Annotated in this window: 27 protein-coding genes and 2 pseudogenes; 11 read left to right on the forward strand and 18 right to left on the reverse strand. The window is 61.6% G+C overall.

Annotation, left to right across the window (positions count from 1 at the left end):
* The first annotated feature begins 90 nt into the window (after nt 1-90).
* From aceE to N4G47_RS00490, 3 genes are all read left to right on the forward strand, one after another.
* Nucleotides 91-2,778, forward strand: coding sequence for a pyruvate dehydrogenase (acetyl-transferring), homodimeric type (gene aceE / locus N4G47_RS00480; RefSeq protein ID WP_475284531.1), 2,688 nt, complete (start codon nt 91-93; stop codon nt 2,776-2,778).
* A 117-nt stretch (nt 2,779-2,895) separates the two neighbouring features.
* Complete coding sequence (locus tag N4G47_RS00485; protein WP_475284533.1) at nt 2,896-3,909, forward strand: DGQHR domain-containing protein; 1,014 nt, start codon at nt 2,896-2,898, stop codon at nt 3,907-3,909.
* The gene (locus N4G47_RS00490) at nt 3,906-4,847 is read left to right on the forward strand and encodes a hypothetical protein (protein ID WP_475284535.1); all 942 of its coding nucleotides are present in this window, start codon (nt 3,906-3,908) and stop codon (nt 4,845-4,847) included. Before N4G47_RS00485 ends, N4G47_RS00490 begins: the two co-directional genes overlap by 4 nt.
* Nucleotides 4,848-4,930: 83 nt before the next feature.
* Here the strand turns inward: N4G47_RS00490 and N4G47_RS00495 are convergent, their stop codons facing one another.
* The 10 genes and pseudogenes from N4G47_RS00495 to N4G47_RS00540 form a co-directional block, all read right to left on the reverse strand.
* Nucleotides 4,931-5,683, reverse strand: coding sequence for an Eco29kI family restriction endonuclease (locus N4G47_RS00495; RefSeq protein WP_475284537.1), 753 nt, complete (start codon nt 5,681-5,683; stop codon nt 4,931-4,933).
* Between the two features lie 86 nt (nt 5,684-5,769).
* A complete protein-coding gene (locus tag N4G47_RS00500) occupies nt 5,770-6,420 on the reverse strand; it encodes an Eco29kI family restriction endonuclease (protein WP_475284539.1) in 651 nt (216 codons plus the stop codon).
* Entirely contained in the window at nt 6,417-7,544 is a 1,128-nt protein-coding gene (locus N4G47_RS00505; protein WP_475284541.1) for a DNA cytosine methyltransferase, read from the reverse strand. Before N4G47_RS00505 ends, N4G47_RS00500 begins: the two co-directional genes overlap by 4 nt.
* Nucleotides 7,514-7,630: pseudogene (locus N4G47_RS00510) on the reverse strand (DNA cytosine methyltransferase); the annotation flags it as partial. The pseudogene N4G47_RS00510 and the gene N4G47_RS00505, both read right to left, overlap by 31 nt.
* 60 nt (nt 7,631-7,690) lie before the next feature.
* A complete protein-coding gene (locus N4G47_RS00515; protein ID WP_227838124.1) occupies nt 7,691-7,921 on the reverse strand; it encodes a helix-turn-helix domain-containing protein in 231 nt (76 codons plus the stop codon).
* A 124-nt stretch (nt 7,922-8,045) separates the two neighbouring features.
* Nucleotides 8,046-8,660: an HNH endonuclease gene (locus N4G47_RS00520; protein ID WP_475284543.1), complete on the reverse strand. Its 615-nt coding sequence runs from the start codon at nt 8,658-8,660 to the stop codon at nt 8,046-8,048.
* A 766-nt stretch (nt 8,661-9,426) separates the two neighbouring features.
* Nucleotides 9,427-9,800, reverse strand: a pseudogene (locus N4G47_RS00525) (hypothetical protein).
* 487 nt (nt 9,801-10,287) lie between these two features.
* Nucleotides 10,288-10,503, reverse strand: coding sequence for a hypothetical protein (locus tag N4G47_RS00530; protein WP_475284545.1), 216 nt, complete (start codon nt 10,501-10,503; stop codon nt 10,288-10,290).
* Between the two features lie 56 nt (nt 10,504-10,559).
* Nucleotides 10,560-11,741, reverse strand: a complete 1,182-nt coding sequence (locus N4G47_RS00535) for an McrC family protein (protein ID WP_475284547.1) — start codon at nt 11,739-11,741, stop codon at nt 10,560-10,562.
* A 125-nt stretch (nt 11,742-11,866) separates the two neighbouring features.
* Nucleotides 11,867-13,912, reverse strand: coding sequence for an McrB family protein (locus tag N4G47_RS00540; RefSeq protein WP_475284549.1), 2,046 nt, complete (start codon nt 13,910-13,912; stop codon nt 11,867-11,869).
* A 286-nt stretch (nt 13,913-14,198) separates the two neighbouring features.
* Here N4G47_RS00540 and N4G47_RS00545 point away from each other — a divergent pair, with 286 nt between their 5' ends.
* Together N4G47_RS00545 and N4G47_RS00550 are read left to right on the forward strand one after the other, a co-directional pair.
* The gene (locus tag N4G47_RS00545) at nt 14,199-15,344 is read left to right on the forward strand and encodes a YncE family protein (RefSeq protein ID WP_475284551.1); all 1,146 of its coding nucleotides are present in this window, start codon (nt 14,199-14,201) and stop codon (nt 15,342-15,344) included.
* A gap of 178 nt (nt 15,345-15,522) precedes the next feature.
* The gene (locus tag N4G47_RS00550) at nt 15,523-16,212 is read left to right on the forward strand and encodes a hypothetical protein (protein ID WP_475284553.1); all 690 of its coding nucleotides are present in this window, start codon (nt 15,523-15,525) and stop codon (nt 16,210-16,212) included.
* 84 nt (nt 16,213-16,296) lie between these two features.
* Here the strand turns inward: N4G47_RS00550 and N4G47_RS00555 are convergent, their stop codons facing one another.
* Nucleotides 16,297-16,776, reverse strand: a complete 480-nt coding sequence (locus N4G47_RS00555; RefSeq protein WP_475284555.1) for a DUF4440 domain-containing protein — start codon at nt 16,774-16,776, stop codon at nt 16,297-16,299.
* A gap of 220 nt (nt 16,777-16,996) precedes the next feature.
* Here N4G47_RS00555 and N4G47_RS00560 point away from each other — a divergent pair, with 220 nt between their 5' ends.
* Together N4G47_RS00560 and N4G47_RS00565 are read left to right on the forward strand one after the other, a co-directional pair.
* Complete coding sequence (locus N4G47_RS00560) at nt 16,997-17,821, forward strand: alpha/beta fold hydrolase (protein WP_475284557.1); 825 nt, start codon at nt 16,997-16,999, stop codon at nt 17,819-17,821.
* Between the two features lie 9 nt (nt 17,822-17,830).
* Nucleotides 17,831-18,004 carry a hypothetical protein gene (locus tag N4G47_RS00565; protein WP_475284559.1) on the forward strand — a complete coding sequence of 58 codons (174 nt, stop codon included), beginning with the start codon at nt 17,831-17,833 and terminating at the stop codon, nt 18,002-18,004.
* Between the two features lie 27 nt (nt 18,005-18,031).
* Here N4G47_RS00565 and N4G47_RS00570 read toward each other — a convergent pair whose 3' ends face one another.
* The gene (locus tag N4G47_RS00570; protein WP_475284561.1) at nt 18,032-18,457 is read right to left on the reverse strand and encodes a hypothetical protein; all 426 of its coding nucleotides are present in this window, start codon (nt 18,455-18,457) and stop codon (nt 18,032-18,034) included.
* Between the two features lie 386 nt (nt 18,458-18,843).
* Between N4G47_RS00570 and N4G47_RS00575 the strand changes: the two genes are divergently transcribed.
* Both N4G47_RS00575 and N4G47_RS00580 read left to right on the forward strand, forming a co-directional pair.
* Complete coding sequence (locus tag N4G47_RS00575; protein WP_475284563.1) at nt 18,844-19,497, forward strand: hypothetical protein; 654 nt, start codon at nt 18,844-18,846, stop codon at nt 19,495-19,497.
* A 66-nt stretch (nt 19,498-19,563) separates the two neighbouring features.
* Nucleotides 19,564-20,532 (forward strand): polysaccharide deacetylase family protein, encoded by a 969-nt coding sequence (locus N4G47_RS00580; protein WP_475284565.1) that lies wholly within the window; start codon nt 19,564-19,566, stop codon nt 20,530-20,532.
* 227 nt (nt 20,533-20,759) lie between these two features.
* Here the strand turns inward: N4G47_RS00580 and N4G47_RS00585 are convergent, their stop codons facing one another.
* From N4G47_RS00585 to N4G47_RS00600, 4 genes are all read right to left on the reverse strand, one after another.
* Nucleotides 20,760-21,704: a hypothetical protein gene (locus tag N4G47_RS00585; RefSeq protein WP_475284567.1), complete on the reverse strand. Its 945-nt coding sequence runs from the start codon at nt 21,702-21,704 to the stop codon at nt 20,760-20,762.
* Nucleotides 21,705-21,785: 81 nt separating this feature from the next.
* On the reverse strand, nt 21,786-22,628 hold the full coding sequence (locus N4G47_RS00590) for a class I SAM-dependent methyltransferase (protein ID WP_475284569.1): 843 nt from the start codon (nt 22,626-22,628) through the stop codon (nt 21,786-21,788).
* Between the two features lie 70 nt (nt 22,629-22,698).
* Nucleotides 22,699-23,079 (reverse strand): hypothetical protein, encoded by a 381-nt coding sequence (locus N4G47_RS00595; protein ID WP_475284571.1) that lies wholly within the window; start codon nt 23,077-23,079, stop codon nt 22,699-22,701.
* A gap of 67 nt (nt 23,080-23,146) precedes the next feature.
* A complete protein-coding gene (locus N4G47_RS00600; RefSeq protein WP_107232164.1) occupies nt 23,147-23,563 on the reverse strand; it encodes a hypothetical protein in 417 nt (138 codons plus the stop codon).
* Nucleotides 23,564-23,653: 90 nt separating this feature from the next.
* Here N4G47_RS00600 and N4G47_RS00605 point away from each other — a divergent pair, with 90 nt between their 5' ends.
* Nucleotides 23,654-23,938 carry a hypothetical protein gene (locus tag N4G47_RS00605; RefSeq protein WP_475284573.1) on the forward strand — a complete coding sequence of 95 codons (285 nt, stop codon included), beginning with the start codon at nt 23,654-23,656 and terminating at the stop codon, nt 23,936-23,938.
* 87 nt (nt 23,939-24,025) lie between these two features.
* On the opposite strand, the gene dmeF is transcribed toward N4G47_RS00605, so the two are convergent.
* The gene (gene dmeF / locus N4G47_RS00610) at nt 24,026-25,006 is read right to left on the reverse strand and encodes a CDF family Co(II)/Ni(II) efflux transporter DmeF (protein WP_475284575.1); all 981 of its coding nucleotides are present in this window, start codon (nt 25,004-25,006) and stop codon (nt 24,026-24,028) included.
* A 50-nt stretch (nt 25,007-25,056) separates the two neighbouring features.
* On the opposite strand from dmeF, the gene N4G47_RS00615 reads away from it, so the two are divergent.
* The gene (locus N4G47_RS00615; protein WP_106550496.1) at nt 25,057-25,341 is read left to right on the forward strand and encodes a metal/formaldehyde-sensitive transcriptional repressor; all 285 of its coding nucleotides are present in this window, start codon (nt 25,057-25,059) and stop codon (nt 25,339-25,341) included.
* Nucleotides 25,342-25,609: 268 nt separating this feature from the next.
* On the opposite strand, the gene N4G47_RS00620 is transcribed toward N4G47_RS00615, so the two are convergent.
* Nucleotides 25,610-25,981 (reverse strand): MerC domain-containing protein, encoded by a 372-nt coding sequence (locus tag N4G47_RS00620; protein WP_309336014.1) that lies wholly within the window; start codon nt 25,979-25,981, stop codon nt 25,610-25,612.
* Nucleotides 25,982-26,022 lie beyond the last annotated feature (41 nt).

Below are 26,022 nucleotides of genomic sequence, written 5' to 3' on the forward strand. Positions count from 1 at the left end.
CCAAGTGACGAAAGCCCTTGGTGCGCTACACTTTGCGGTCTAGAAATCTATACAACAGTCGCGCGCGTGCGTGCGGTTATGGGAGCGCTAATGAACTGGTTGAACGAGGTGCTGAACAACGACCCGAATCCTGTGGAAACCCAGGAGTGGATCGAGTCGTTGAAGGCCGTTATTGATGTCGAGGGCTCCGAGCGCGCGCATCAGCTGCTGGAAGGCATGGTGGAGCTGACCCGTCGTTCGGGCGCCTACCTGCCGTTCTCTCCCACCACCGAGTACGTCAACACCATCGAGCCGCAGCTCGAGGCCAAGAGCCCGGGCAATGCCGAGCTGGAATGGCGCATCCGTTCGATCATCCGCTGGAACGCGATGGCCACCGTGGTGCGCGCCAACCGCAAGCCGGGTGACCTGGGCGGCCACATCGCCTCGTTCGCCTCCGGCGCAACCCTGTACGACGTGGGCTTCAACCACTTCTGGCGCGCACCGAGCGAAAGCCACCCGGGCGACCTGCTGTTCATCCAGGGCCACAGCGCCCCGGGCATCTACGCGCGTTCCTTCCTGGAAGGCCGCATCAGCGAAGAGCAGCTGGACAAGTTCCGCATGGAAGTGGACGGCGGTGGCCTGTCCTCGTACCCGCACCCGTGGCTGATGCCCGATTACTGGCAGACCCCGACCGTGTCGATGGGCCTGGGCCCGCTGGCCGCCATCTACCAGGCGCAGTTCATGCGCTACCTGGAAAACCGTGGCCTGATCGAGAAGTCCGACCGCAAGGTGTGGTGCTTCATCGGCGACGGCGAGAGCGACGAGCCGGAAACCCTGGGTGCCATCGCGCTGGCCGGCCGTGAAGGCCTGGACAACCTGATCTTCGTGGTGAACTGCAACCTGCAGCGCCTCGATGGCCCGGTGCGCGGCAACGGCAAGATCATCCAGGAACTGGAAGGCGTGTTCCGTGGCGGCGGCTGGAACGTGATCAAGCTGCTGTGGGGCGGTTACTGGGATGCCCTGCTGGCCAAGGACAGCGACGGCGTGCTGAAGAAGCTGATGATGGAAACCGTCGACGGCGAATACCAGAACTGCAAGGCCTTCGGCGGTGCGTATACCCGCGAGCATTTCTTCGGCAAGTACCCGGAAACCGCTGCGATGGTTGCCGGCCTCAGCGACGACGACATCTGGCGCCTGAACCGTGGTGGCCACGACCCGCACAAGGTGTACGCCGCCTACCACCAGGCCGTGAACACCAAGGGCATGCCGACCGTCATCCTGGCCAAGACCGTGAAGGGTTACGGCATGGGCAGCGCCGGTGAAGCGCTGAACCCGACCCACCAGACCAAGAAGCTGGACGACGATGCGGTGCGCCACTTCCGCGACCGCTTCAACATTCCGGTGACCGACGCGCAGCTGGCCGACGGCCAGGTGCCGTTCTACCACCCGGGCCCGGATTCGCCGGAAGTGCAGTACCTGCAGGAACGCCGTGCCGCGCTGGGCGGCTACCTGCCGCAGCGCCGCCGCAAGGCCGACAAGACCTTCGTGGCGCCGAAGCTGGAAGCCTACGACCGCCTGCTGAAGAGCAGCGGCGAGCGCAGCTACTCCACCACCATGGCGTTCGTGCAGAGCCTGAACATCACCCTGCGTGACAAGGAACTGGGCCCGCACATCGTGCCGATCGTGGCCGACGAAGCCCGTACCTTCGGTATGGAAGGCCTGTTCCGCCAGATCGGCATCTACGCGCCGTTCGGCCAGAAGTACAAGCCGGTCGACGCGGACCAGCTGATGTTCTACCGCGAAGACCAGAGCGGCCAGGTGCTGCAGCAGGGCATCAGCGAGCCGGGTGCGATCAGCTCGTGGATGGCGGCCGGTACCAGCTACTCGGTCAGCAACGTGCCGATGCTGCCGTTCTACATCTACTATTCGATGTTCGGCTTCCAGCGCGTGGGCGACATCGCCTGGCAGGCGGCGGATATGCGTACCCGCGGCTTCCTGCTGGGTGGCACCGCCGGCCGCACCACGCTGAACGGTGAAGGCCTGCAGCACGAAGATGGCTTCAGCCATCTGGTGGCCGGTGGCATTCCGAACGTGCGCAGCTACGACCCGACCTTCGGCTTCGAAGTGACCGTGGTGCTGCAGCACGGCACCAAGCGCATGATGGAAGACCAGGTGGACGAGTATTACTACGTCACCCTGATGAACGAGAACTACACCCACCCGGAAATGCCGGAAGGCGCGGCCGAAGGCATCGTCAAGGGCATGTACCTGCTGACCGACGCCGGCAAGCCGAAGAAGGGCGAGCTGCGCGTGCAGCTGCTGGGTTCGGGCACCATCCTGCGCGAAGCCATTGCCGCGGCCGAGCTGCTGGACAAGGACTTCGGCGTGACCGCCGATATCTGGAGCTGCCCGAGCTTCAACGAACTGCGTCGCGATGGTTTCGACGTGGAACGTGCCAACCGCCTGCATCCGGAAGGTGAGCAGCGCAAGGCCTACGTGACCGAGCTGCTGGAAGGCCGCCAGGGCCCGGCGATTGCCGCCACCGACTACGTGCGTGCGTATGCGGACCAGATTCGTGCGTTCGTGCCGATGTCGTACACCGTGTTGGGTGCGGATGGTTTCGGCCGTTCGGATACGCGTGCGAACCTGCGTCGGTTCTTTGAAGTGGATCGGTACTACATCGCGCATGCCGCGATTGCGGCGCTGGCGAAGGAAGGGAAGATGACCGCGAAGGATGTGGCCCGGGCGATCAAGCAGTACAAGATTGATCCGGAGAAGGCTAATCCTGTTGGGGTTTGATTTCAGAGCAGGTACTGTCTGTATGAAAGGAAAGAGGCGGCCTTGTGCCGCCTCTTTCACATATCAATCTGTCGTTGTTCCAAACGAGAGTCAAACCAAAATAGGAGTGCAAAGGCAATGAATGCTCGTAAAGTGTCCCACCGTCTGTCTGCAGATGAAGAGGTTCCAGAGCTCGGGGACGAAGTTCGCTATGCAATTAGCCTTGTTCGCCAAGGCGCGCATCGCTTCTACACATTGACAATGCCTTCGAACGTTCTGGCTGCATGCTGCTACGCGACATCTAAGGACGAAGATCCTGTCCACGGATTTCAGCGTGTGTTGAACGACAAGCGAGCGCAAGAAATTGCTGACTACATTGACGAGGGAGGGACGATTCCTAGCTCAGTGGTTCTTTCCGCTCAAGCTATCTCAGAGTTCCGCAGCGTCGATCGCTCGAAGACTGCTGCGTTCAAGTTCGGGCCCCATGCGTTTCTTATTCTGGATGGCCAGCATCGTGTGTTTGGCTTTTCAAAGGCAAAAACAACTCTGAGAGTTCCCGTTGTTGTTTACGATGACTTGACGACGGAGCAAGAGGCGCAGTTGTTTATTGATATAAATACGAAGCAGCGCCCTGTACCGAAAGAGCTTCTTCTTGCAATCAAGGGTCTTGCCAGAAAGGAAAGCGACCTGGAGGCGACCCTCAGTCAAATATTTGATCTATTCCATTCCAGTCCCAGTAGCGCACTTTTCGGCTGGACGAGCTCTACCAAGAGAGCGGTTCAGAAAATCGATCGAGTGACGTTCAATGCCGGTCTGCGCCAGCATCTTGAAATGTTTAGAGAGAAGGATATCTCATTCATATATGAGACATTCAACTCGTATCTTCAGGCGGTGGTTTCTGGCCTGCGCGCAAAGGGAGTCGAATCCGCGATCGCAAAGAAAACAACATTTCGAGCGTTCATGGTTATCTTTCCTGATGTTGTTCAGAGAGTGCAGGATAAATACAAATCAAAGTACTCGGCTGACAATTTCTCGAGTGTCTTGTCTCAAGTCTTTGATCTGGCTTCTCAGACCTTCACTAGTCCCAAAAGTACGATTTTGGATCTGTCATCTGATATGAAGAAGCGTCTCAAGACCGGTCTCAAAATATGAAATCCCTGCCTAGAATGGCAAGAGAAATGTGGTTGTCGGGACTGACAAGAAAGAATTTCACAACATCTGTGGGGACGCGCGAATGGATCTTGCGTTGTGACTGGGTGTTTGCGGAAGACTTGAAAAAGAACAGAATCAAGTTTATTCCAAGCATTTTTGACGAGTACGCGCAATCTTCACTCTATGACGCGGTGTCTTTAGCTATCGCTGCATTTGAGAGTGTCGCATCCTTCTCGAATGACAAGAAGAAGCTTGGGGATAAGCAGTGTGCCTGGAGGAGTATTTCTCTGTACTATGCCGCGTATTTTGCGGCAAATTCCATAATGCGGCTTGCAGGGTATGCTTGCACGAACATGTCTGCAGTTGAGTGCGCCTCAATCAATGAGTTCGCTCGTTTAATGGGGTGCGGTGGGGAGGTGGATTCAAGGAGACTGGGGAACGGGATTTACTATGTCCGACCGGGAGCATCTTCATCTGCGCCAATTTCTATGGATATTCTAAAGGGAAGTGGTGGTGTCCATATTCAATTTTGGATTGGCTTCTCTCGATTTTTGGCTGATTTGCGTACATCGATAAAGAAGAGTGGTGCTGTGAAATTCGAGAAGGATGCCGCTTTGGAGGAGGCCGATCAGTTGTCTGCTGCGCTTTCTTTTGGTTCCTCGATCAATGGTGCGTGGCTTTCAGAGATTAGAAACTCGGTGAACTATAGGTTCTCGTACGGGGCGTGGTATCCCTATGACGGGAGCCAGGTCACATTGAGTGAGATTTCGGCGATAATGAGCTCTGCCGTAGCTGGCAACAGGGTGAGCATCCCTCAGGTTTCAGTAAAAATGCCAGAAATAATTAGAGCTGCACACCTGTCTGCGGTGCTGGTGTCATGGCTTAGAGATTCTATGAATGTTATCTCTGAATCATCATCGGGGAGAAAAAGAAGTTGATTGATGAAGGGGCGCTTGCGATGTTGTTGCGGTGAAAGTGCGGAGGTGACCGAATAGAATTATCCTGTTGAGGATAGATCTTTCTAAATCACCAACCCGTGGTCGTAGTGCTCGTTCTCTTTATAGATAATTACGTACCCGGGAAGGGCCGTTATCTGCCAATCAGGCCCGAGTGCGCGGGAGATGCATTTCAGTATGGATCTAACGGTCTGCGATCCGTGATGAAGTTCGACGCCGGCACTGGAGAGGTCCGCATGCGGCCGCTTCGAGCCCGGGGATGTCGTCTCAAATCTGATTGTGTACGGCAACTTTTCCTTAAGTTCCGCCAATATGGCGGCCGCTGTCATATAGTTTTGCGAGCCGACGGATACCCTCCAATCCAGATTGATTGGGTGGAAATAATCGAAGTGATCATTCTTGAGTTTAGAGTGGTCGCGCTTTCTTCCGGGGTCATTTGAGCCGAATCCACTATTATTCCAGGCGAGCGCCCCTTGCTCAGTCCGATAGTGCCTAATTAAGGCTCCCTCTAAGTCCATTGCGGTGAAAACATAGATCCGTACGGCCTTAAAAGAAACGTCTCTTGGATTTAGGTTCAATCGAGAACTAATCTTCTCGCAGTGCCTAAGAAGCCGCTTGCGCAGTCCGGCTTCGTTGTCTGTCTTCCCAACATAGACGAGCTTTCCTCGATGATAGAGCTGATACACACCCTGTCCGTCGGCAAGGGACGTTACGTACTCTTGGCTGAGCGGTGCTGCGCTCATTCGTGCGAATAGCTCAACCAACTCCCTTAAAAGAGCTGCTGGCAGGTCGAACTCGAGGTCTCGGAAGTATTGCATGCAATTGGACGTAGCATCGGAGACTACAGGTTAACTCCGATGCCAAGTCAATTGCGACATGTCAATTTATTGGCACGGCGCCGCTCCTACTCGCCTTCCGCTTCAATGAACTTATCCGAAAGGCACGACGGCAAAATGCGAAGATAGGTAGTGGCGTCCTCAGCGACTCTGGACGGAGACTCGGGTCGCTCTGCTAGGCGCTGTGCCCATTCGCGCCCTGGATGCAGGACATCCCAGCGAGGGCGCATCCCAGCATGCCGTCCCTTGCCAGGATTATGGTTTCCAAATCCATCAATCAGTGAATTCCACACAGGTGTGAATCGCGAGATGATTAGGGACTCGCCGAGTGGAATCCAGATGTCATCGACAACGAGGAATCGGCAGAAGAAGTCCTCGATACTCAGGTTCGTCGCGGCCTTGATGCTGTCCGCGTGCTCCTTAAGTCTCTTAAAGAGCACCTTGCCAGGCGGAACGTCGGAGCCTGCACCCATGCGAGCGCCGGCTGGGACGGCCTTCCCCACATAGATGGGCAACATGAACTTGCCGTCGTTGTTGAGCCGAGTAATCTGTTCGTAAGCCTCGAAGTCGCCCGTGTAGTAGATGGCATAAATGCCCGCGCCATCGAACGGCGATAGCTCGCCGAGGGGGTGCACTTCCTTGGTCAGCAATGCCTCGGCAACGCTCGCGCCAAGGTTCTTCTTATCCAGTGGATTGAACGGAATTACTTTGGCCGTCATGCGCGCTTTCTTTTGGTGTTTGCTTCATTCTTGGCGATTTGCGATAGTCCCGCAATCGCGAGCTGCTCCGCAACACTTGCCGCGACGCGCTGCCCCAGCAGTACGGGGACTGCATTCCCAAGCTGCCGCATGGTTTCCGACCAGCTGCCATGGAACTGGAATCCATCGGGGAACGTCTGGATTCGAGCGCTCTCTCTAATGGTGAAGTAGCGAACCGAGCCGTCATCCTTCACCAACATGTTCTCTCCGCCTGGCACGCCATGACCGCCGGCCTTAAGCGTCTTTGCCGGCAAATCGAGTGGACTGCCAGTGTGACCCGGGTAAGAGCGTGCACCGGCCTGATAGACGTGGTTCGCAAACTTCTTTGCTTCGCGACCTTCCGGGTCTGGAAGCCCCTGCAGTGCATCTCGAACAGTTCGCCATGCCTGCGTCGGCAGCATCGTACGGAACTGCTGCAATTTAGCGACCCGAGCCGCCAGTTTTGCGGGCATCTTGGGCTGACGTATGCCGTGACGCTTCCAGTAGACCCCGGTCACCCATTGATCATGCAGAAGAGCATCGTAGCTATGGGTCTCATGCGGGAACGACCATTCCACGCCAAGATCGTCTCTGAAGCCCACCAAGAACACACGCTCACGCTTCTGCGGTACGCCGAAGTTCGCGGCATTTACCAGCGTAGGGATGACATTGTAAGTGTGTCCCTTGCCCTTCCGCTTGCCCGATGTCTTCTCGATCTGAAGGCGCGCGAGGTGATCTGACCAGTCCTCATCCTTGCGAGGAGGAACATCTGGGAACTCCAACTGCAGTTGAATGTAATGGAAGTAGTTCGCGAACTTGGCGCGAGTCAGCCCCTTCACATTCTCAACAATGAAGGCCTTCGGTCGCAGTTGCCTGATGATCTCGACAGTCGCCGGGAACATATCCCGTCCGTCTTCATGCGCCTTGTGCTTACCGCCAATAGAGAACGGCTGGCAGGGTGGGCCACCAGCCAGGAGCTCAATGTCTTGCGGGATGGAAGACCAGTCGAACGAGCGGACATCACCTTCGTGCAGGGTCCATCCACGAACAAGGGGTAGTCGCGCCGTTGATTCTCGCGGACCGTGTCGCACGCCCACTTGTCCCATTCGACCACGGCCAAGTGCTCGAAACCGGCAATTTCGCATCCCATGGCCAAACCGCCGGCTCCTGCGAAAAGCTCAACCGATCTCATTCCAGTACTCCAGTGAATTTTGCTTGATTGGACCAATGGTCCACATAGATTTGGACGCGATCATCCTTCTTCCGAAATGAAGGATGGCGTCGTGCTGAGTGAGATTTCCATACCCAAAGCCGACAACACTGCAATCAGCTTTCTGCTGCCGAGCTCAGAAAGGCGACCCCTTTCGAATCGTGAAAGCAGTTCAGCAGTTACGCCGCTGGTCTTCGCTACGTCGATCTGCTTCAAGCCAAGCTGCTTACGCCTAGCAGCTACCTGACAGCCTAGTTCTTGGAGGGTCGTCACGCTCGGCTTCCGTATTCGATACGCCTCAATTATTGATCTATACGTCAAGTGAGGCAAGTGAAATCCGGACGCGAAGGATCTCCCTCTGCTGTCTCAGAAGCTGAGACAACCACTCAGAGGGGCTCTACACCCAGGTACACTGCGACCGGTGCCAGGCTAGCGAATCAGGGCTGGCCGAAAGCATCGCTGAAACTGGGGTAGCCAGTTCCTTGCCGAGAAGGTCGCTATAGCTTGACTGGTGCAATGCAGGCGCCAGAGACACCCGCAAGGACACAGGGTCTACGGCGATAAGGTAGAGGTCAAAAAGGGTGTGAACGTCCGCGCGCAACAGCAGGCCGTTGCTGACCACGCTACTCGATTGGCCGGAGTAGGGACGGATGTGGGCCGCCTCAAGCGCATCGACCACATTGCACCCCGTCATGGCACAGCAACCGTCGTACGCCTCCAGTAGTGCCTTACGGAACGCAGGCTGTCCGCGGCGCCGAACAATAGCCGCGAGCACACGCTGCCTCTCGTCAACCTCGTCTGTTGGGGAGAAACTGCCAGATGCTTCCGCCGCTTTAGTCTCCTGCTCCAACAGTCCCCTTGTAGGACCGGAGACCGATGTGAGCGCTTCACCAGAAAGCCCAAGGAGCTTGGCAAGTTTCGGCTCAACATTCGCACCTACGTTTGAAGCTGGAAGAAGCCCGGGTAGCCATGGCTTGCCTGCCTGATCCAGAACATGGGAGATGTTCTGCATGCGGTACTCCCACGCCTTAGCTGTGCGTCCGTGGCGGTCCGCGAGTTCCCGATAGACCCTGGCCTTCTCAAGCCCTGATCCATTGGCGAGACGCGCCTCCATTTGACGATACGCGTCAACGGCAGCAGCCAATTCGTCTTCAGTCCACCTGCTCACAGTCTTCCCCTGTCCCTGGCAGCACGAGGCGCCCTGGGGGAAGTATGCCGTAAACGACAGCATGAGCCGCTAACGGCCTTTGTTGGAAGAGCGCAGATTGTCAGCGCAAGCCGCCGACTACTCAGGCCTTACGGTAGATCTAGAGCGTGGATTCGAGTAGCGGTGCTCTAATCGCCTGGGAGTAGTCGGCTACTCCAACGCTGGAGCAGCGGTTGAGCGCAGGGCCTCTCAGGGGCTCGGCTAATGAGGCCGATGATGAGTAACTGTGATGACGAGTTGTCCACCAGCAGAACGGGCTCGCCTCGGCAGGTGAGTACGAAGTACTTGGCTGCGAACCGTCCGGCTCCGAGCGCTACATCTTCGGTCACTAGACGTTGGGCTTCCTCCCGCATTACTGCAAACTCGGCATCTGAAACTCTGGGGAAGGTTCCTATCTCAAGCCCGCCTTTGGGCAGGTCCAGGTAGACGAGCGCTGAGCCAATCAGCGCTGCCAAACACAGTGGTGCGTACGTCAGAGACTTCATTGGGAAGTCCTGTAGATCAGGGCCGAGTGGAGAATGGGGCGCGACGACAGCCCGCAGCTTACTACTGGAGGGTCAGACCTCTGGTCCTACTCCCGTACCTGCAACCGATCAGCCACCTGCGCCGTCAACGCCACACACGCCATCTTCAACCCTTCCATCACCCGATCCCCCAGGTACTCCTCGGGTGCACCGTTCTGCCGCGTCCGTTCCGCAGCCAGCATCAACTCCGCGACCACACGCAGACCGGCCACGGCACAGTCCGCATCTGCCAGTTGAAGGCAACGCCCAGGCAGCTGATGCCGTTCCGGCCAAGGCTGACCATCCGCCGCCGCACCGGTTCCGATGCGGCGCAGCGTGGCGACGAAGGAGTTGGGATCGGGGAGGGTTCGCGCTCGGCGTCGGCGTCGGCGTTGTCCGGATCGTATAGCGCGTGCAGGGAACGGAAATCCGAGGTGCTCATGGCAATGCTCCGTACAGGACAGATAGCAGCGCCACCGATAGAGGTGGCGGACGGTGCGTGGCTCGAAAACCGGTGAATACCCAAGCCGGCGGACCCGAAGGCCCCCACGCACCGCCCGCCATGGAACGCGAACGGATTGCCAGCCGACGCCATCCGAAGATGACGCCGACTGGCAAGCGTGAAGCACTGGGTATTCAGACGGGTTTTCGAGTCCCGCGCCACCTTGTGCGTGGTGGCATGCCAAGGTGTACCCGCATGGTTGCGAGATGCCAAGAAACCGTAGGCCGCAGGGGCCACAAATGCTGACGCTTACGGCATTGTTGCATGGCAGGAGCACGGGGGAACCCTTGCGGTGCAGCGGTCTCGGCTGTTGTTAAGTTACCGCCCGAATGCGTTCCTAAAAGCACGGTTTGCCGCCGTGCGGGGTTCCAAAAGCGACACTCAGCTCAAAGCGTCGGCAGGCGAGGTGTGCCAATTGCGACACGACTTAACGTTTCGGCGCTGCGCCCGGCCGTGGCCACAAGGCATCGTCACGCTCCAGGTCGTAGTCGCTGCCAAATGCCAGCGCCGCCTCGCGCGGTGGCAGATCCGCGTAGCAACCCAGCAGATACACATCCATACCGGCATCGCCATGGTCGATGGCGAACAGATGCAGCAACTCCTTGTCGAAGGCGTCTAGCCACGCGGCGTCGATTCGGGTCATGGTCATCCTCCAGTGGGGCGGGGAGGATGACGCGCCCTCGTCTCAAGACGTTGGATTCAACCCGCCACACTGTCCTCCGGCCATTCCCACCCCTCAGGCAGCAATACCTCGGCCCGCGTCAGGCAGAACGGCAGCACCCACAACCGCAGCCCTTCGCTGCCCGGAAAGTCGAACACAGGCAGCGGCTGATTCAGCTTGTCGGTACGCGGGTAGACCAGCGCAACCACACCCTGTCCATCCAGATAGCTACGCCCATAGGCGTGCAGCTGGTAGAAGTCATCCTGCTGCAGGCCGTACTTGTGGGTGCCGTTGGCCTGACCCGCGTCCAACAGCTTCCACTTGGTGTCCAGCACCAGTACGTCTGTCTTCTGCCGGCTCACCACCATGTCCGGGCGCAGCTGGAACCACTTTGCTCCGCCGTGATGCACCAGATGATGCCGCCTTACCTGGGTATCCAGTGCAAGATGCGCCGGTAGCTGCTTCTGGAAGTGCCTGGCCACGTACGCCTCGAACAACCGTTCCATCGGGAACAGCAACGACGGTGCCTGCTGCGCGCCCACCGCCGATGTGGGCGAGAGCCCTTGCAGGATCAAACGGGTCCAATCCAGCGCTTCGCGATAGGTGCGCATGTTGCGGTCCAGCTGCACCCGCTGCATGTCCTGGTCTGGGGTGTGGCTGACCGGCACCTCAGCGAAGAACGCGAGCAGCTCCCGCGCCAAGCGCTGATGGTTGGTCACGCGGGTCGCGCCAAGCACCCTGCGCAACGCCGTGTGGATCAGCCGGTTCTCTGGCCTGTCGATGCTGAATTCATCATGGGCGGTGTGGAAGCGATCGGCACGTACCAGATTGCGGCGTAGATGCTGGGCAACGAGCAGTCTTCCGCGCAGCGCGGGCAGGTCATCCTCGCGCGTCTGGTACTGGCCGCGCAGCCCGGTGCGGGTGACCGCCACCACCGTGCGCAGGAACTCGCCAACGAACACGTCCAGCAGTGGCATGCTGTCGGCGGCAAGCTGCGCATTGCCGAACCGAAGGTGCGAGAACTCCTGCAGGCAACGCAACATCCTCAACAGCAGGCCGCGCGCCTCACCGGCCCCTGCATCCAGCGCCTTGCCCACCTTGGGCAGGATCTCGATCTGCAGGCCGCCTGGCGCGGTAACCACGCCCACATGGCTGGTGACCTGAACACCGCGACGGCAACGGCGCACCCATGGGGAGAGCTTGCCGTCGATCAGTTCCAACGACTGCCGTTCCAGCCACCGGTAAACGCCATCGGGCACGACGCGCGCACCACCGAGCGCTGTGCCCGATGATGACGCCGGCACGAGTACGTCGTACTCGTGCAAGGTGAGCGTGGCTGCCGTGCTCACTCGTTGCCCAGCAGCGTGTTGTAGATGCCCACGTAGGCGTCTGGCTTGCTCAGGGCATCCGGATTTCGATTGAAGCGCGGCCGTGCACCATGCCCCTCGGCCGCAGCATTGGCGCCGAACAGGCGTTCCAATGTCTGGTCATCGTTGGTGGTCTCCTGCACAAACTGCAGACTTGAATGCTTCTGGTTGTCGCCAAGCACCAACCGAATCTTCTGCCAGTCGTCGTAGAAGTACTCTTCCAGCAAAGGCAGGATCTGCTTCTCGAACAGCGCGGTCAGTGCGGTCATGCGCTCGCTGTCTTCCTTTATGTTCTTCAGCGGCATGAAGTAAGCATGGCCGATCAGATGCTCGCGATCGTAAAGTGCTTCGATGCGCTGGTTCATCGCAGAGAGCAGCTTTGGGATATGAATGGAGACGTCATCCCTGTTGACGCGCAGACCGCCCAAGGGTGCAAGGTCGCCGTCTTCTGAGTTGGGGAGCACTTCCTCAAACTCGAATCGGCGGCGAAGCGCGGTGTCCAGAGATGCCAGGGATCGGTCGGCCGTGTTCATGGTGCCGATGATGCTGACATTGCGCGGAACGGAGAACAGCTGCTGTGAGTAGGGTAGCGTGACCGAATGGCAGTTCTTCATGCCGGTTCGCTTGTCCAGTTCAATCAATGTGATCAGTTCGCCGAAGATCTTGCTGATGTTGCCGCGATTGATCTCGTCGATAACGATGGCGAACATTTCATCGGGATACTTGCGCGCACGCTCGCAGAGCTTCAGGAACACACCTGGACGAACTTCATAGCGCACCTGGCCCTGGGCGCTATCCTCGATGACCGGGCGCAGCCCTTCGATGAAATCTTCGTAGCCGTAGGACTGGTGGAAGGTGACAAAGGTGTAGCGTTCGGTCCCGCCTTCAACCGCCGACTTCTCGTCCGCCTCAGCTGTGAACTGATCATCCAGCAGGAACTTGAGCTCGTACGTTTTGCCGGTTCCTGGCGGACCGAAGTAGATGCGATTGAACGCAAGCCTTTCCGCGACCTCGCTCTGCACCGCGGGCAGTCCTTCATCATTGTCGTCTACGTCCGACAGATCAGAGGTGGTAGACGCGTCATTGTCGGCCTGGCCAGGCCAGAAACCCTCGCGCTCTTCGTCGGTTCGAATCAGCTCCTGCAGGGCCTCATCATCGGCATCCAGCGCGGTCGCGATGTTGTCGACCATCTTCTCTGAGATGACCTTGCGAACGAACTTGGAAATGCTTGGCAACTCAGGTCGCCAGGTAACCCGGCAGGCGAGCGAACCTGTCACCAGCCCAACCACCGAAACGGCCCGCCCGCTGCCGGCGTTCTTCCGGCCAAAGCGCAGATGGGTGTGGGTACCTGCGAACCACCAGTCCATTCCCGAGTAATGCACCAGCCGAGCCAGTCTGCAGAACTGTGCTGTTTCTTCCGTGGTCCAACCCTTGCGCATGGTGCGGAAGTCTTCGTTGATATCGAAGTGTCTCAGCACGGCATCCGGCTCAACTTCATCGGGCTGGCCAATGCGCTTTGCCACTTCGTCGTAGCTCAGCCCGAACTCGGCGATGGCGTTCAAACTCCACGCCACCAGATCTTCCATGCCAAGCGACAGCCCTTGGTCGATCGGTAGCACTTTAACAATGGGTGAGGACTGGAACGGGCCACGCAACTTCAGATAGGCCTCACGCATGGGGTTGTTGTCTTGCAACTTCACCGTGTCGATCTTGACGACGAAGCCGTCATGGCCGTTGAGGCCAACGGTGTAGGCCAGTGAAGGCGGCGACGCGGCATCGGGATAAATCTTCGCCCAGTTGTAGCCAGCGAAGTGATTGCCCTGGTTGGTGGCGCGTCGGCGGATACTGACGCGGCCATTGGAGAAGCGCGCCGCCTTGATGCGGTTCGCCCAGTCCTGCGTCAAATCGTAGGCCTGGCGCAGCTTGTTGTAGGCGGTCTGATGCGCGGCATCGGTTTGATCGAACTTCTTCCCTTGCAGCGACTGCAGCAGGTTGAAATGTTCTTGCGTGAAGAATTCGGACATCGGGCCTTCCATTCCTTGACGATGCGGGCGGACTCATTCCGCCTTGGGGTGATTGCAGCACCTAGTGCTAGGCGGCAGCAACGGGTGGAACTTTAGGGCGGGCCCCTGGGCGTTTGGCAGGGATTGCGCGGGCGCCCGGTATAGGAGCCCACCCCGCCGCCCTGTCTCCTGCTACCATTCCCCCCGCTAACCCAGCCAGCCTTTCCGTGCGCACACGCCGGAACGGCCGTCTTCGTACGGCCCAGCGAGCCAGGACACCCTCCCGTGCCCTTTCAAGGATGCTCGCATGTTCCGTCATTCCGCTCTCCGCTCGGCCGCCCTGGCCCTTGCTGTCTCGCTCAGCCTCGGCGCGCCCGCCGCCTTCGCCGATAACGCGCCCGCCGCCAGCGCCACCACCGCCGTGCAGCGCCAGGCCGTGGCCAAGGGCCTGTACGAGCTGGCCTACAGCCCGAAACAGAACGCCGTGTTCGTCGCCTCGTCCGGCGGCTTCGGCGATGACGCCGGCCCGGCCCAGGTACTGCGCCTGAGCCCGACCACGCTGGCAGTGGAAACCCGCATCCCGCTGGAGCGCAAGGCGTTCGGCGTGGTGCTGGACGACGCCCACAACCGCCTGTACGTGGGCAACACCGTGGACCTGTCGGTGACCGTGGTCGACACCGCGCAGAACAAGGCCATCGGCACCATCCAGCTGATGGAAAAGAAGACCGGCAAGGACGGCAAGGCCGCCTACACCCACGACCTGCGCGAGCTGGTGGTGGACAGCGCCGCCAACCGCCTGTACGTGACCGGCCACAGCAGCCAGCCGGACGTGAGCAGCGTGCTGTTCGTGATTGATACCACCACGCAGAAGGTGATCAACACCATCGACGGCCTGGGCAATGCCAAGGCCCCGGGCCTGGCGCTGGATGCGGCCAACAAGCGCGTCTACACCAGCAACCTGCTGGCCGACCTGGTGGTGGTGGGCACCGATTCGAACAAGGTGGTGGCCCAGCACAAGATCGCCGCCGAGCAGCCGATGAACATCGCGCTGGACCCGGCCGGCAAGCGCCTGTTTGTGACCGACCAGGGCTCGGAATTCCTGCGCGGCTACCAGGCCAAGAGCAGCGGCCTGGTGAGCAAGCACCCGGGCCAGCGCGTGCTGGTGCTGGACCGCAGTACCGGCAAGGAACTGGCCAGCATCCCCACCGATGCCGGCCCGCTGGGCATCCTGCTGGACGCACCGCGCAAGCGCCTGTACGTGACCAACCGCGAAGCCGGTACGGTGACGGCGTACAACAGTGACAGCTACAAGCAGGTGGCCACCTACACCGTGCCGACCCACCCGAACAGCCTGGCGCTGGATGCGAAGAACAACGTGTTGTTCGTGAGCATCAAGAACGGCGAGAAGGATGCCAAGGACGCGAACGAGAGCGTGGCGCGGATTCAGTTGTAATGTGAATCCGCTGAGTTGATGGGGCCCGTGCCTTCGGCCGTTGGTCGTGGTGCGGGCGCTTTCTCATTGATGCGGCTCGCATGGCGATGGACCAGGAAGTGTTGCAGATGGCGTGGTGAGCGCTTGTTGAAGCCAGACAGGACGTGTAGCGTCATCGGGCTTTCAGGGGCACTTTTGCATGAGTACGTACACCACGTTCGTCGAGCTCGCATTTGAGAGGCTGAGCAAGGAGCTCGGAATTCCGAAGGGATTCGTCGTTGCGCTCTATGAGGAGAAGGACTCGTGGAGCTTCATTTCCAAGCTCGCCCAGCTTGTCGAGGCCGTCTTTACCCGTGCCGTGGTCGATGCGCTGCGCGAGCCGCTGATAATCGATGTGATCAGCAATCTTCCGCAGGAGGTGAGGATCAATCTCCTGCGCAAGATGAACATCATCGACAGCGAACAGAAATCCATGTTCAAGGCCATCGCCGAGATCAGGAACCAGTACATCCATGATCTCTCCAATGTCGACGTTCCGCTGGATGTCTACATCAGGAACCTGGAGGACGGTGCGAGGAAGGGATTCTTCAAACGGTTCAAGCCGTACATCGTCGACCCCAGGATGTCCGTTTCAGAGTTCATCCTGCAGTGCAGGCCGCAGGTGTTCCACGTGTGTGTGCTGCAGCTGCTGAAGGTCCACGGCACGGTGTCCTCCATCAACAATCGGAAGGATCACGAGGCGTTCCGTCTTCAGCAGGCGGGAAGGCTGCTGCCGGCAAAGAAGAAAGGCGAGATGCTGCCGATGGATCGAGTGACCGTGAGCGAGTATGTCACGCAGGCGAGGGACATCCTGAAGCGGGAAGGCCTGTTCGTCGCGCAGTTCGAGTAGCGGGAGCGAATCGCCTCCGCGCCTGCCCACCCCATCCGCGGTACGGAGTACAGAGCCGGCCCGCGAACCATCGCCTCGCGCCCCTCAATCCGCCGGCCGATGGTCGTAGCTGATCACCCGCTCCACCTGCCACTGCCCATCCACGCGCCGCCAGACCTGGATGAAGCGCGCCTGCCCGGTCCAACGCTCCACGCCCTTCGCATCGCGCTCGTGGAAGCGGTGATCGCCGATCTCCAGCGCCCGCTCGTCGTGCAGCGGAAACACCTGCAACGAACTCTCCACTAGTTCACGGCGCAGATGCGTGTGGTTGGCGCGGGTGCTTTCGCACAGCGCGGCCACGCTGCGGCGGAAGTCGTCGCGGTTGCTGGCGGACTTGCCGGCCTTGTCATGGAAGAACTCCATGTCTTCGGTGGTCATCGAAGCGGCCTTGTCGGCGTCGCAGGCGTCGAACGCGGCGGCGAACAGCTTCGTATCCGCCTGGCGGATCTGTTCGCGCAGGGTGTCCGGCGCGGTCGGGGCGGCGGCGAGGCCGGCGGCCAGCAGGGGCAGGGTGAACAGCAGCATGGCGAATCTCCCGGGAGTGGTCCACGCAGGCTGGCACGGCCCGCTGCGCCCCGCTGCCGTGCTGCGACGAAACCGGCGCCGGGCGCGATGAAACCCGGTTTTGGCGGCACGGCCGCCCGGCCACCCTGTGCACGCCATGTCACAGTGCGCCGCGATTCCCTCACGGGCGGCATAGGGATGGGGCTCTAGCCTGCAACTCTGCCCTTCCACAGGAGCCCCCATGTCCGCTTCCCCTATTCGCCTGCACGTTCGCCTGCACGTTGAAGACACCGGCGGCGATGGCCGCCCGGTCATCCTCATCCATGGCTGGCCGCTGTCGGCCGATGCCTGGAAATCGCAGGTGTCGATCCTGCGCGATGCCCAGTACCGGGTGATCAGCTACGACCGTCGTGGCTTCGGTCGCTCGGAGAAGCCCGCCGACGGCTACGACTACGACAGCCTGGCGGCGGACCTGGCGGCCTTGATCGAAGAGCGCGACCTGCACGAGGTGACGCTGGTCGGCTTCTCGATGGGCGGTGGCGAGGTGGCGCGCTACGTGGCCAACCACGGTGAGGACCGCTTGCACAGCGTGGTGTTCGCTGCCGCTGTGCCGCCGTACCTGCTGAAGAGTGACGACAATCCGGACGGCCCGCTGACCCAGGACAAGGCCGATGAGATGCGCCGTGGCCTGGAGAAGGATCGCGAGGCGTTCTTCGATGGCTTCACCCGCGATTTCTTCAGCACCGACGGCAAGCTGATGGTGACCGAGGAGCAGCGCCAGGCCGCGATCGCGCTGTGCCATCAGTCAGACCAGACCGCCGCGCTGGGCTGCATGCAGTCCTTCGCCACCACCGACTTCCGCGATGACCTGAAGAAGATCACCGTGCCGACCTTGATCCTGCACGGTGACAGCGACGCCATCGTGCCGTTTGCAGGCTCGGGCGAGCGCACGCATGAGGCCATTGCGGGCAGTGAGGTGGTGATCCTGGAAGGCGCGCCGCACGGCTGCAACACCAGCCATGCGGACCACTTCAATCTGGCGCTGCTCAACTTTCTGAAGAAGTAAGCTGGGGCCATGCGCAAGACCCAGACCCCACCGTGGAAGAAGCCCAACCCCAAGGGCCAGAAATCCCAGCCGCTGTCGCCCGCGCAGAAGGAGGCGGCGCGGCAGCGGGCGGAGGAGAACGGCCGCCCTTACCCGAATCTGGTGGACAACATGTGGGCGGCCAAGCTGCCACCCGGTGATTGATGGTGGTAGCCGAGCGTGGGCTCGGCTCTACAGGACGATCAGTGGTTCCCAACCGATGTCCATCCAGGGGGCTACGTCTGCCTGCTGCACCGACACTGCGTTGGCGGGCAGGCCGGCCAACCGTGCCAGTTCGGCCTGCAAGGCAATTGCATCCACGGCTGAGGGAATGGCCACCTGTAGTCGATCATCAAGATGCCGAACTTGTACCGGCAGCAGGGCGCGCGCTTCATGGTCGCCGCCGAAGCGGCCGATTGGATAGCGCATCACGACCGGGCGCGCCAGCGGCGCCAATGCGGGCTGCCATCGTTGCAGCACCACCGGCTGCGCCGCCGCCGGAACGCGCACTTCGGCCATCGTAACCGGATAGCCGCGCAGGCTCTCGACCATCACCTGGAAGCGTGCGCCATCGGGCATTGCCACCACCGTAGCCGCCAGCGCCGCCAGTGCGACCATCGTGCCGGCGACGTACCAGCGGCGCGGGGCGCTGGCGGGAAGGGTGGCGCTGCGCAGGCCCGGGCGGCGGCGCAGTGCGCGCGCGTACAGGCGGCGGTCCTTTTGCGCGCACTGCTGCTGTGCGCGGGCAGGTTCAGTGGGACCGGCGGCAGGCGCGCGGCACGCGCGTTGATCAGACGTGACAGCAACCAGGCCACCAGCGCGAATGCCAACAGCGGCAGCAGCGTGCGCATCACCAGATACAGCGTCACCATCGTGCGCACTCCTTGCACGCGTGCCTCTTTCCGAATGCGCATCCTACCGGTACGCGCTGCGCGTGTCGCATCTGCCAGCCGACAACGCCGGCATGCTTGGTTAGCATGGCCCCCGTTGTAATGGATGTACCCATGCCCGCGACTGCCTCCCGTCTTGGCCGCCTGTTCGGGCCAGCGTTGATGTTGTTCTTGTTGCAGGTGCTCGCGCTGCTGGCGCTGGGCCTGGAGGCTGGCTACTTCCATCATCGCGTGGCGCTGCTGCTGGAGCCGCTCAGCCCGGCCTGCGGCGGGCCGGATGCGGCGGCGCGGCTGCAGGTGGCCGAGCAGCTGATGGCCCGAGCCGAGGCGCTGGACGATTGGCAGCCCCTGCGCTGGATTCCGCTGCTGGGCATCGTGCTGGCACTGTTGGGTGCCATGACGCTATGCGCCAGCCAGGCGTTGCGCTTGTCCCAACGATGGCGTGCGGCGGGCGGGTCGCTGGCGCTGCTGCATGGCGCCGCGTTGGCGCTGGCGAGCTGGACGCTGCACCTGTATGAGAACGCCTGGAGCAGTCTGGCCACCCTGTCACCTGCGACATGCCTGGTGGATGTGACCGAGCATGGCAAGATGCCGCTGGCGCAGGCGCAGCAGGTGATGTTCCACATTCTCACCCGCGAGCATGCGCCGCTGCAGCGTAACCCCGACGATCTGGCCCTGGTGCTGGCCACGCTGCTGCTGATGGCGATGGTGGCCAGTCTTGCGTTGTGGCGGGCTGTGGCGCGCGGCAGTGTATCCGCCGACGGCTGAGGCCCATCTCGGCGAACGCGTGCATTCGCGCTACAGTCCACGCAGTGTCCTGACAAGGAAGTGCCGATGCGTGCGTTGTTGCGAGCCCTGCCGTTGCTGTTGTTGTCACTGGCCGTGCAGGCCGCCGAGGTCGATCGTCGCATTGCGGTGACCATCGATGACCTGCCGTGGGCGCGGGTGGACGAGATCGTACCGGCCGATCTGCAGGCGCGGCACGCCGCGTTGATGGCGCAGCTGCACCAGGCCAACGTGCCGGTGGTCGGCTTCGTCAACGAGAACAAGCTGGAGGTGGGTGGGCAGGTGCAGCCGGCGCGGGTGCAGATGCTGCGCGACTGGCTGCAGGCCGGCTACGTGCTGGGCAACCACACCTATTCGCACATGGACCTCAATGCCAAGGGCGTGGCGGCGTTCCAGCAGGATTTCCTGCGCGGTGAAACCGTGCTGCGGCCGCTGCTGGCCGAGCGTGGGCAGACGCCGCAGTGGATGCGCCATCCCTACCTGCGCGCCGGTCGTACACCGGAAGAGCGCGCGCAGATGGACGCCTTCTTCAAGGCGCATGGCTACCGCGTGGCGCCGGTGACGGTGGACAACGGCGAATGGGTGTGGGCGTTCGCCTATGCCAACGTGATGAACGAACAACCCGATTCGCCGGCACGCGAGGCCACGCTCGCACAGCTGCGCAAGGGCTATGTGCCGTACATGCTGAACAAGCTGGACTACTACGAGAAGCAGTCGCAGGCGCTGCTGGGCTACGCGCTGCCGCAGGTGTGGCTGATGCACGCCAACGAGCTCAACGCGGCCACGTTCGCCGAACTGGTGGCGGCGACCCAGCGCCGGGGCTATCGCTTCGTGTCGCTGGACGAGGCGATGCGCGACCCGGCCTATGCGCATGGCGCCGAAGGCTACAACGGCCGCTATGGCCCCAGCTGGCTGCACCGTTGGGCGATGGCGGAGAAGAAGCCGAAGGACTTCTATGCCGGCGAGCCGGTGGTGCCGACGTGGGTGATGCAGCTGGCGAAAGTGGATTCGGAGTGATCAGGTCTGCTTGGAAGGCGGTTCCTCGGGTTGTGAGTCCTTGCACGAAACAACTTGTTCCAGCATCGAGTTAGGAAGACGGTACGTGACGACGCCATTAATTCGCAGGCGAACTTGGATGCTGCCTTCCGCGGGTGCGAGTGCACGCAGCTGTGGGCTCCAGGTCGTTCCATCCTTCGAGGTGAAGTCAACCCGCTTGAGGGCTACTGGCACGGCATCATCTGACCTTACGGCGACACGGAAGCACTGGCTGTAAGGTGCAGAGGCAGCACCGAAGAACGGTCGAGGAAACAAGGAGGCGGTGGGCTGATACAGGCAAAAAGGGCGGTTAAACCCAGTACGCAACAGACCGAACGCTTCAGAAATCCTTGGCGTCCGCTGATGTTCGAAATAACGGCGACAACGACGAACTGCGCGCTCCCCAAGACGACGCTAAAGCCGAACAGAAATACCAGTGACCAGTTATCTGTCCATCCTCTATTGAGAGAATGTGATGCGATTGCGCTAATCAAAACGGTCATAACCATGAACTGCGCCGCCGATGTCATCACTCTCACGAAGAGGTCAGGCCGCTTCGCTTTCCGGCGGTTAGGTCGTCGAATCTTTGCGGCGAGCGTTGTCGTTGTTGATATCGAGATAGCTAATGTTGCAAGTAGGATCCAGGGTCCTTCGCTGAATTTCTTATCAAGGTTGAGCTCAAGAAGCGCCCAAGCGGATAGGAGGATGCCGGGGATGCTGAATACTGCAATCCAGGCAAGCATCGAGCTAAGCGCATGACGTTTGGTCTTCTTGATGTAACGAATCTTGCCGCGCGGAGCGATAAATAGTGGGGTGATTCGTCCTTTGCGGTCTCTCGCTGCGCCGTCGAAGGCTATCCATGTAGGTCCGATGAAGAAAAAGATCATCAGGATCGCAAGGAACAAGATCATGCAGAAGATGAGCGGGATCGCCGCAATCAGATCCGACGACAGGAAATTTATCGAGATTCCTTCAGTCGTAGCGTAGGACAATATTGAGCAGCCGGTCAGGAAGAGCGCCGCGATCATGATCGTGGCAGTGTTCTCCTTTGAGAGCCGATACAGCTCTTTGAATTCATCGATCCAAGTGTGGGGCAAAGTGTTACTTGGAGAATTCGGCTCGGTACTTGCGGGCTTCGGCTCAGTCGCGCTCACTTACTTCTCTACTAGTGAAAACGTGACTATGCCTCCAGCTTCATTGGGTAGGAATAGGGAAGTTCCCGATTGCAACTTTCCTCATTTTTTTACCGCCAGTACCCCATCCAGTGCCAGTTCCGCCTTGAAACCGGCCTTTTCCAACCGCTTGGCCACTTCGCGTGGTACATCGCGGCCGCTGGTCAGCTTGTTCGGTGCGCCGGTGTAGTGGAACAGGCGGCCGCCCTTGCGGATGACGCGGGCGAGGTGGTCGTAGAATGCCTGCGAGTACAGTTCGCCGGCAATGCCGAAGCGCGGCGGGTCGTGCAGGATTGCGTCGACGCTGTTGCTGGCCACCTGTTCGATCTGCTGCGAGACATCGCCGTGGCTGAACTGCAGGCGGCCCCCGGCAGCAGCCGAATCCGGATCGGGCGACCACGGGTTGAGCGTGCGCAGCCACATCACGTCGGCGTTCTTCTCGAACGAGCGGATCTGGCCGACGCCGGCCTCCAGCGCGCAGGCGGCGAAGTAGCCCAGGCCGCCGCAGGTATCGAGGATGATCTTGCCGGCCGGGGCGACCAGCTCGACCTTGCGGCGCGCATCCTCGAACGGCGACAGCTTCGAGGTGGGCAGCATCTTGATGCCGTCGATCTCGAAGGTCGGCGCGCCCCATTCGGTGGGCACCAGCTTGATGAGTGAGCCGCTGTAGCGCGAGATCGGCGCGAAGTCCTCGCCATCCCAGTAATACAGCGTGCGGTCCTTCAGCTTGCCCGGCCACGGGTAGTGCTGGTCGCGGAAGCCGAAGCCTTCGGCGTCCAGTGCGACCGGATCCTGGCTGCGCCCCAGATCGAGCGAGCCCTGCCAGTCGGTGGCGCCCTTGTCATGGGCACGGCGCAGGGTGTCGGCGCTGTCACGGGTCAGCAGGGGGCCGGTGTAATGGGGCACGGCGGGTACCGGGGCGGTTCGGGGAGGGCATGGTACCGCAGCTGTTGTAGAGCCGAGCCCATGCTCGGCTTCACCGCGCCTGCATCCACGCATGGCGTGGACCTACTGCACTAAGGGCCCAGCCTGGGCTCGACACGGGTACAGGTGAAGCCGTGCGTGCTGCCTTCCCCGAGATGATGGCGACACCACGTGAGGGCTCCATATCCAGCAGCGCGCATGAGCGACGGTGGGCATCCTGGGTCTCCGGAGGCTGCCGATGAAAGTCGTAGAGCATGCGGCCGTCTTCCAGCAGCAGCCAGTGCACGATAACGCGCTCGTGGCTGCCGTTGCCGTGGTCCCAATCCAGTGTGCGCATCACCAGGGTCTGGCCATCGGGCATCTCGCGTACTTCGTCATACGCGCCTTGGGTTTTTGCGGTGCTTGTCGCAACCAGAAGGAACAGCAGCAGCATCGTCCACCGCCCAAAGTGGGCAGTGTGCTTGCGCTCGAGAAGGGACGGCCATCAGGATTATTGCAACTTACGGGCACTTCACCGCATACACCGGCCCGGCGCCGATCAGCATCAGTGCCATGTAGTCGCTGTCGCTGGCCTTGCCTTTCAGCGTGGCGCCCTTGTTGAAGTGGAAGATGCCGAAGCCGCCGGCCATGCGGATCAGCGCGCTGTCGATCTGTGCGGCGTCATCGCGGAAGTAGCGGCCGATCTCGCTGGTGCTGGCCTTGTGCAGGGCATTGGGGTCGCGCTGCCACTGGCCGTCGCGACCGAAGGAGACGAAGTACTGGCCGCCTTCCTTGTCGATGCGGAAATCGGCGGGCTTGCGCGCGCTGGTGGCGAAGCAGCCCTGCAATGGGTCGGCAGAGAAGGGTAGCCCTGCCTCACCACCGCAGGCGGTGAGCAGCAGGAGGGCACCGGGCAGCAGCAGGCGGAGCGTGCGCATGGGATGTCCCTACAGGGCGGGTGCGGCTAGTGTAGGCAGCAGTGGGGCGTGGCCCGTACAGAAATTCGGCAAGGTCAGAGGGGTTTTCGGATGGCGCAGGGCAAGGCACCGTGGTGCGGCGTGGCCAGTTGGCTGGGCATTGCAGTGGGCTGGGGCGCGGGCACGTTGGCGGCGCAGGCGTCGGTTGCGGCCGGCGGCAATGGTCTGGCCGCAGGGCTGGGCGTGGGCGTGCTGGGGGCCGCGCTGGTGGGGTGCGGACTGGCGGTGGCCTCGCGCGTGCGCGGTGAGCGCTGGCCATGGATCGGTATTGGCGGCGCGGTGCTGAGTGCGCTGCCGTTGCTGATGTACCTGCTGCGGATGCTGTTGAAGCTTTAGGTGGTAGTGCCGGCCGCTGGCCGGCATTCGCAGGGTGCATTCGCAGTCCATGGGGTTGCCGGCCAGCGGCCGGCACTACCGATGGGTTCACGTGCTGCGGTGGATCTCCACGGTGACGTGCACCAGCTCTTCGTGGATGGCCAGCGCTTGGCGCACGCTGTCGGCGTCCAGCAGCGGGTCGCTGGTGACCACGCTGGCGCTGACCGCGTACTTGCCGCGGCCCACCTGCCAGACGTGCAGGTCGGCCAGGCGTGCCGGCCACGGGCCCTGCTCGATCACTTCGCGCACTTCGGCCACCACCGGCGCATCCATCTGTGCGTCCAGCAGGATGCGGCCACTGTCGCGCAGCAGGCCGATGGCCCACACGGTGACCAGTACCGCGCCGACCAGGCCCATCACCGGGTCCAGCCAGGTCAGGCCCAGCAGCTTGCCGCCAAGCAGGGCGACGATGGCCAGCACCGAGGTGGCGGCGTCGGCCAGCACGTGCACGTAGGCCGAGCGCAGGTTGAGGTCGTGGCCGTGCGAGTGGTCGTGGTGATCGTGATCATGCCCGTGGTGGTCGCCATGGTCGTGCCCGTGCCCGTGCCCGTGGTGGTGATGCGCATGCCCCGGGCTGTCATGCAGCCACCACGCGCACAGCAGGTTCACGCCCAGGCCGACCACGGCGATGGCGATGGCTTGGTCATAGTGGATCGGCGCGGGCACCCACAGCCGCTCCAGCGATTGCACCGCCATCAGCGCGGCCACGCCGAGCAGGGCGATGGCGCTGGTGTAGCCGGCCAGGATCTCGATCTTCCAGGTGCCGAAGGCGAAGCGCGGGTCGTGCGCATAGCGGCGCGCACAGCGGTAAGCGAACACCGACAGGCCCAGCGCCAGCGCGTGCGAACTCATGTGCCAGCCGTCGGCGAGCACGGCCATGGAGTTGAACCACCAGCCGCCGACGATCTCCACCAGCATCATGCTGACGGTGAGCCACAGGGCGCGGCGGGTATTGCGTTCGGCCAGCGGATTGCCGTCGTCGAAGCGGTGTTCGTGGCGGCGGGCTGCGGCGAGGGCGTCCAGGTGCATGGGGAAACCAGAGGGTGGAAGGATACCCCCACAGGGTATACGATACGCGCATGGCCCATGTACACAAGAATCGAAAGCAGCTGCTGACCCGGGTGCGCCGTATCGGCGGCCAGGTGGCGGCGTTGGAGCAGGCGCTGGACAAGCCCGAAGGTGAGGCCGGTGACTGCGCGGACGTGCTGGTGCAGGTGGCCGCCGTGCGCGGTGCCGCCCACAGCCTGCTGATGGAGCTGCTGCATGAGCACCTGCAGGAGCATGTGGTGGGGGCGGAAGACCCGCAGCAGCGGGCTGCCGAGGCCGAGGTGCTGGTGGAGCTGCTGCGCCGCTACGGCAAGTGATCGGGTCGTGCCGGCCGCTGGCCGGCAATATCAGGTGGCGGCCGTCGTTCGTACGGTTGCCGGCCAGCGGCCGGCACTACCAGGTACGTTCGGGGTTCATGCGGTTGCCGGCCAGCGGCCGGCATTACCGGGTGCGTTCGGGGTTCATGAGGTTGCCGGCCAGCGGCCGGCACTACCGGGTACGTTCGGGGTTCATGAGGTTGCCGGCCAGCGGCCGGCATTACCGGGTACGTTCGGGGTTCCTGCGGTTGCCGGCCGGCGGCCGGCATTACCGATGGCGGTGCCGGGCGTTCCAGAGATGCGTTGCCGCCAGCAGCAGGCTGCCGGTGACGGTCATCGGGGTTTCCCAGTCATGCGAGGGCAGCGCCAACGCGCCGGCCAGCAGCAGGCCCAGCCCGCTGCCGGCGGTGGCCCAGGCCAGCACGGGCAGGGGACGGCGACGCTCGGCGCGCCACAGCGCGTAGCCGGTCAGTGGCAGGGCGATGGCCACGAACAGCAGGTGCACCCATTCCGCTTCGGCCCAGGCGCCGAACAGCGGCAGCGCGGCGGCCAGCAGGGGCAGCGCCAGGCAGTGCAGCAGGCACAGGCTGGACAGGGCGACCGCGCCGGCATCGAGCAGGGCGGCGGAGGGTGACTTCATCGGGGCAGGTTCCTTGCGCGGCAATTGTTATACAGTAACAT

This window comes from Stenotrophomonas sp. GSD10 (assembly GCF_056172695.1).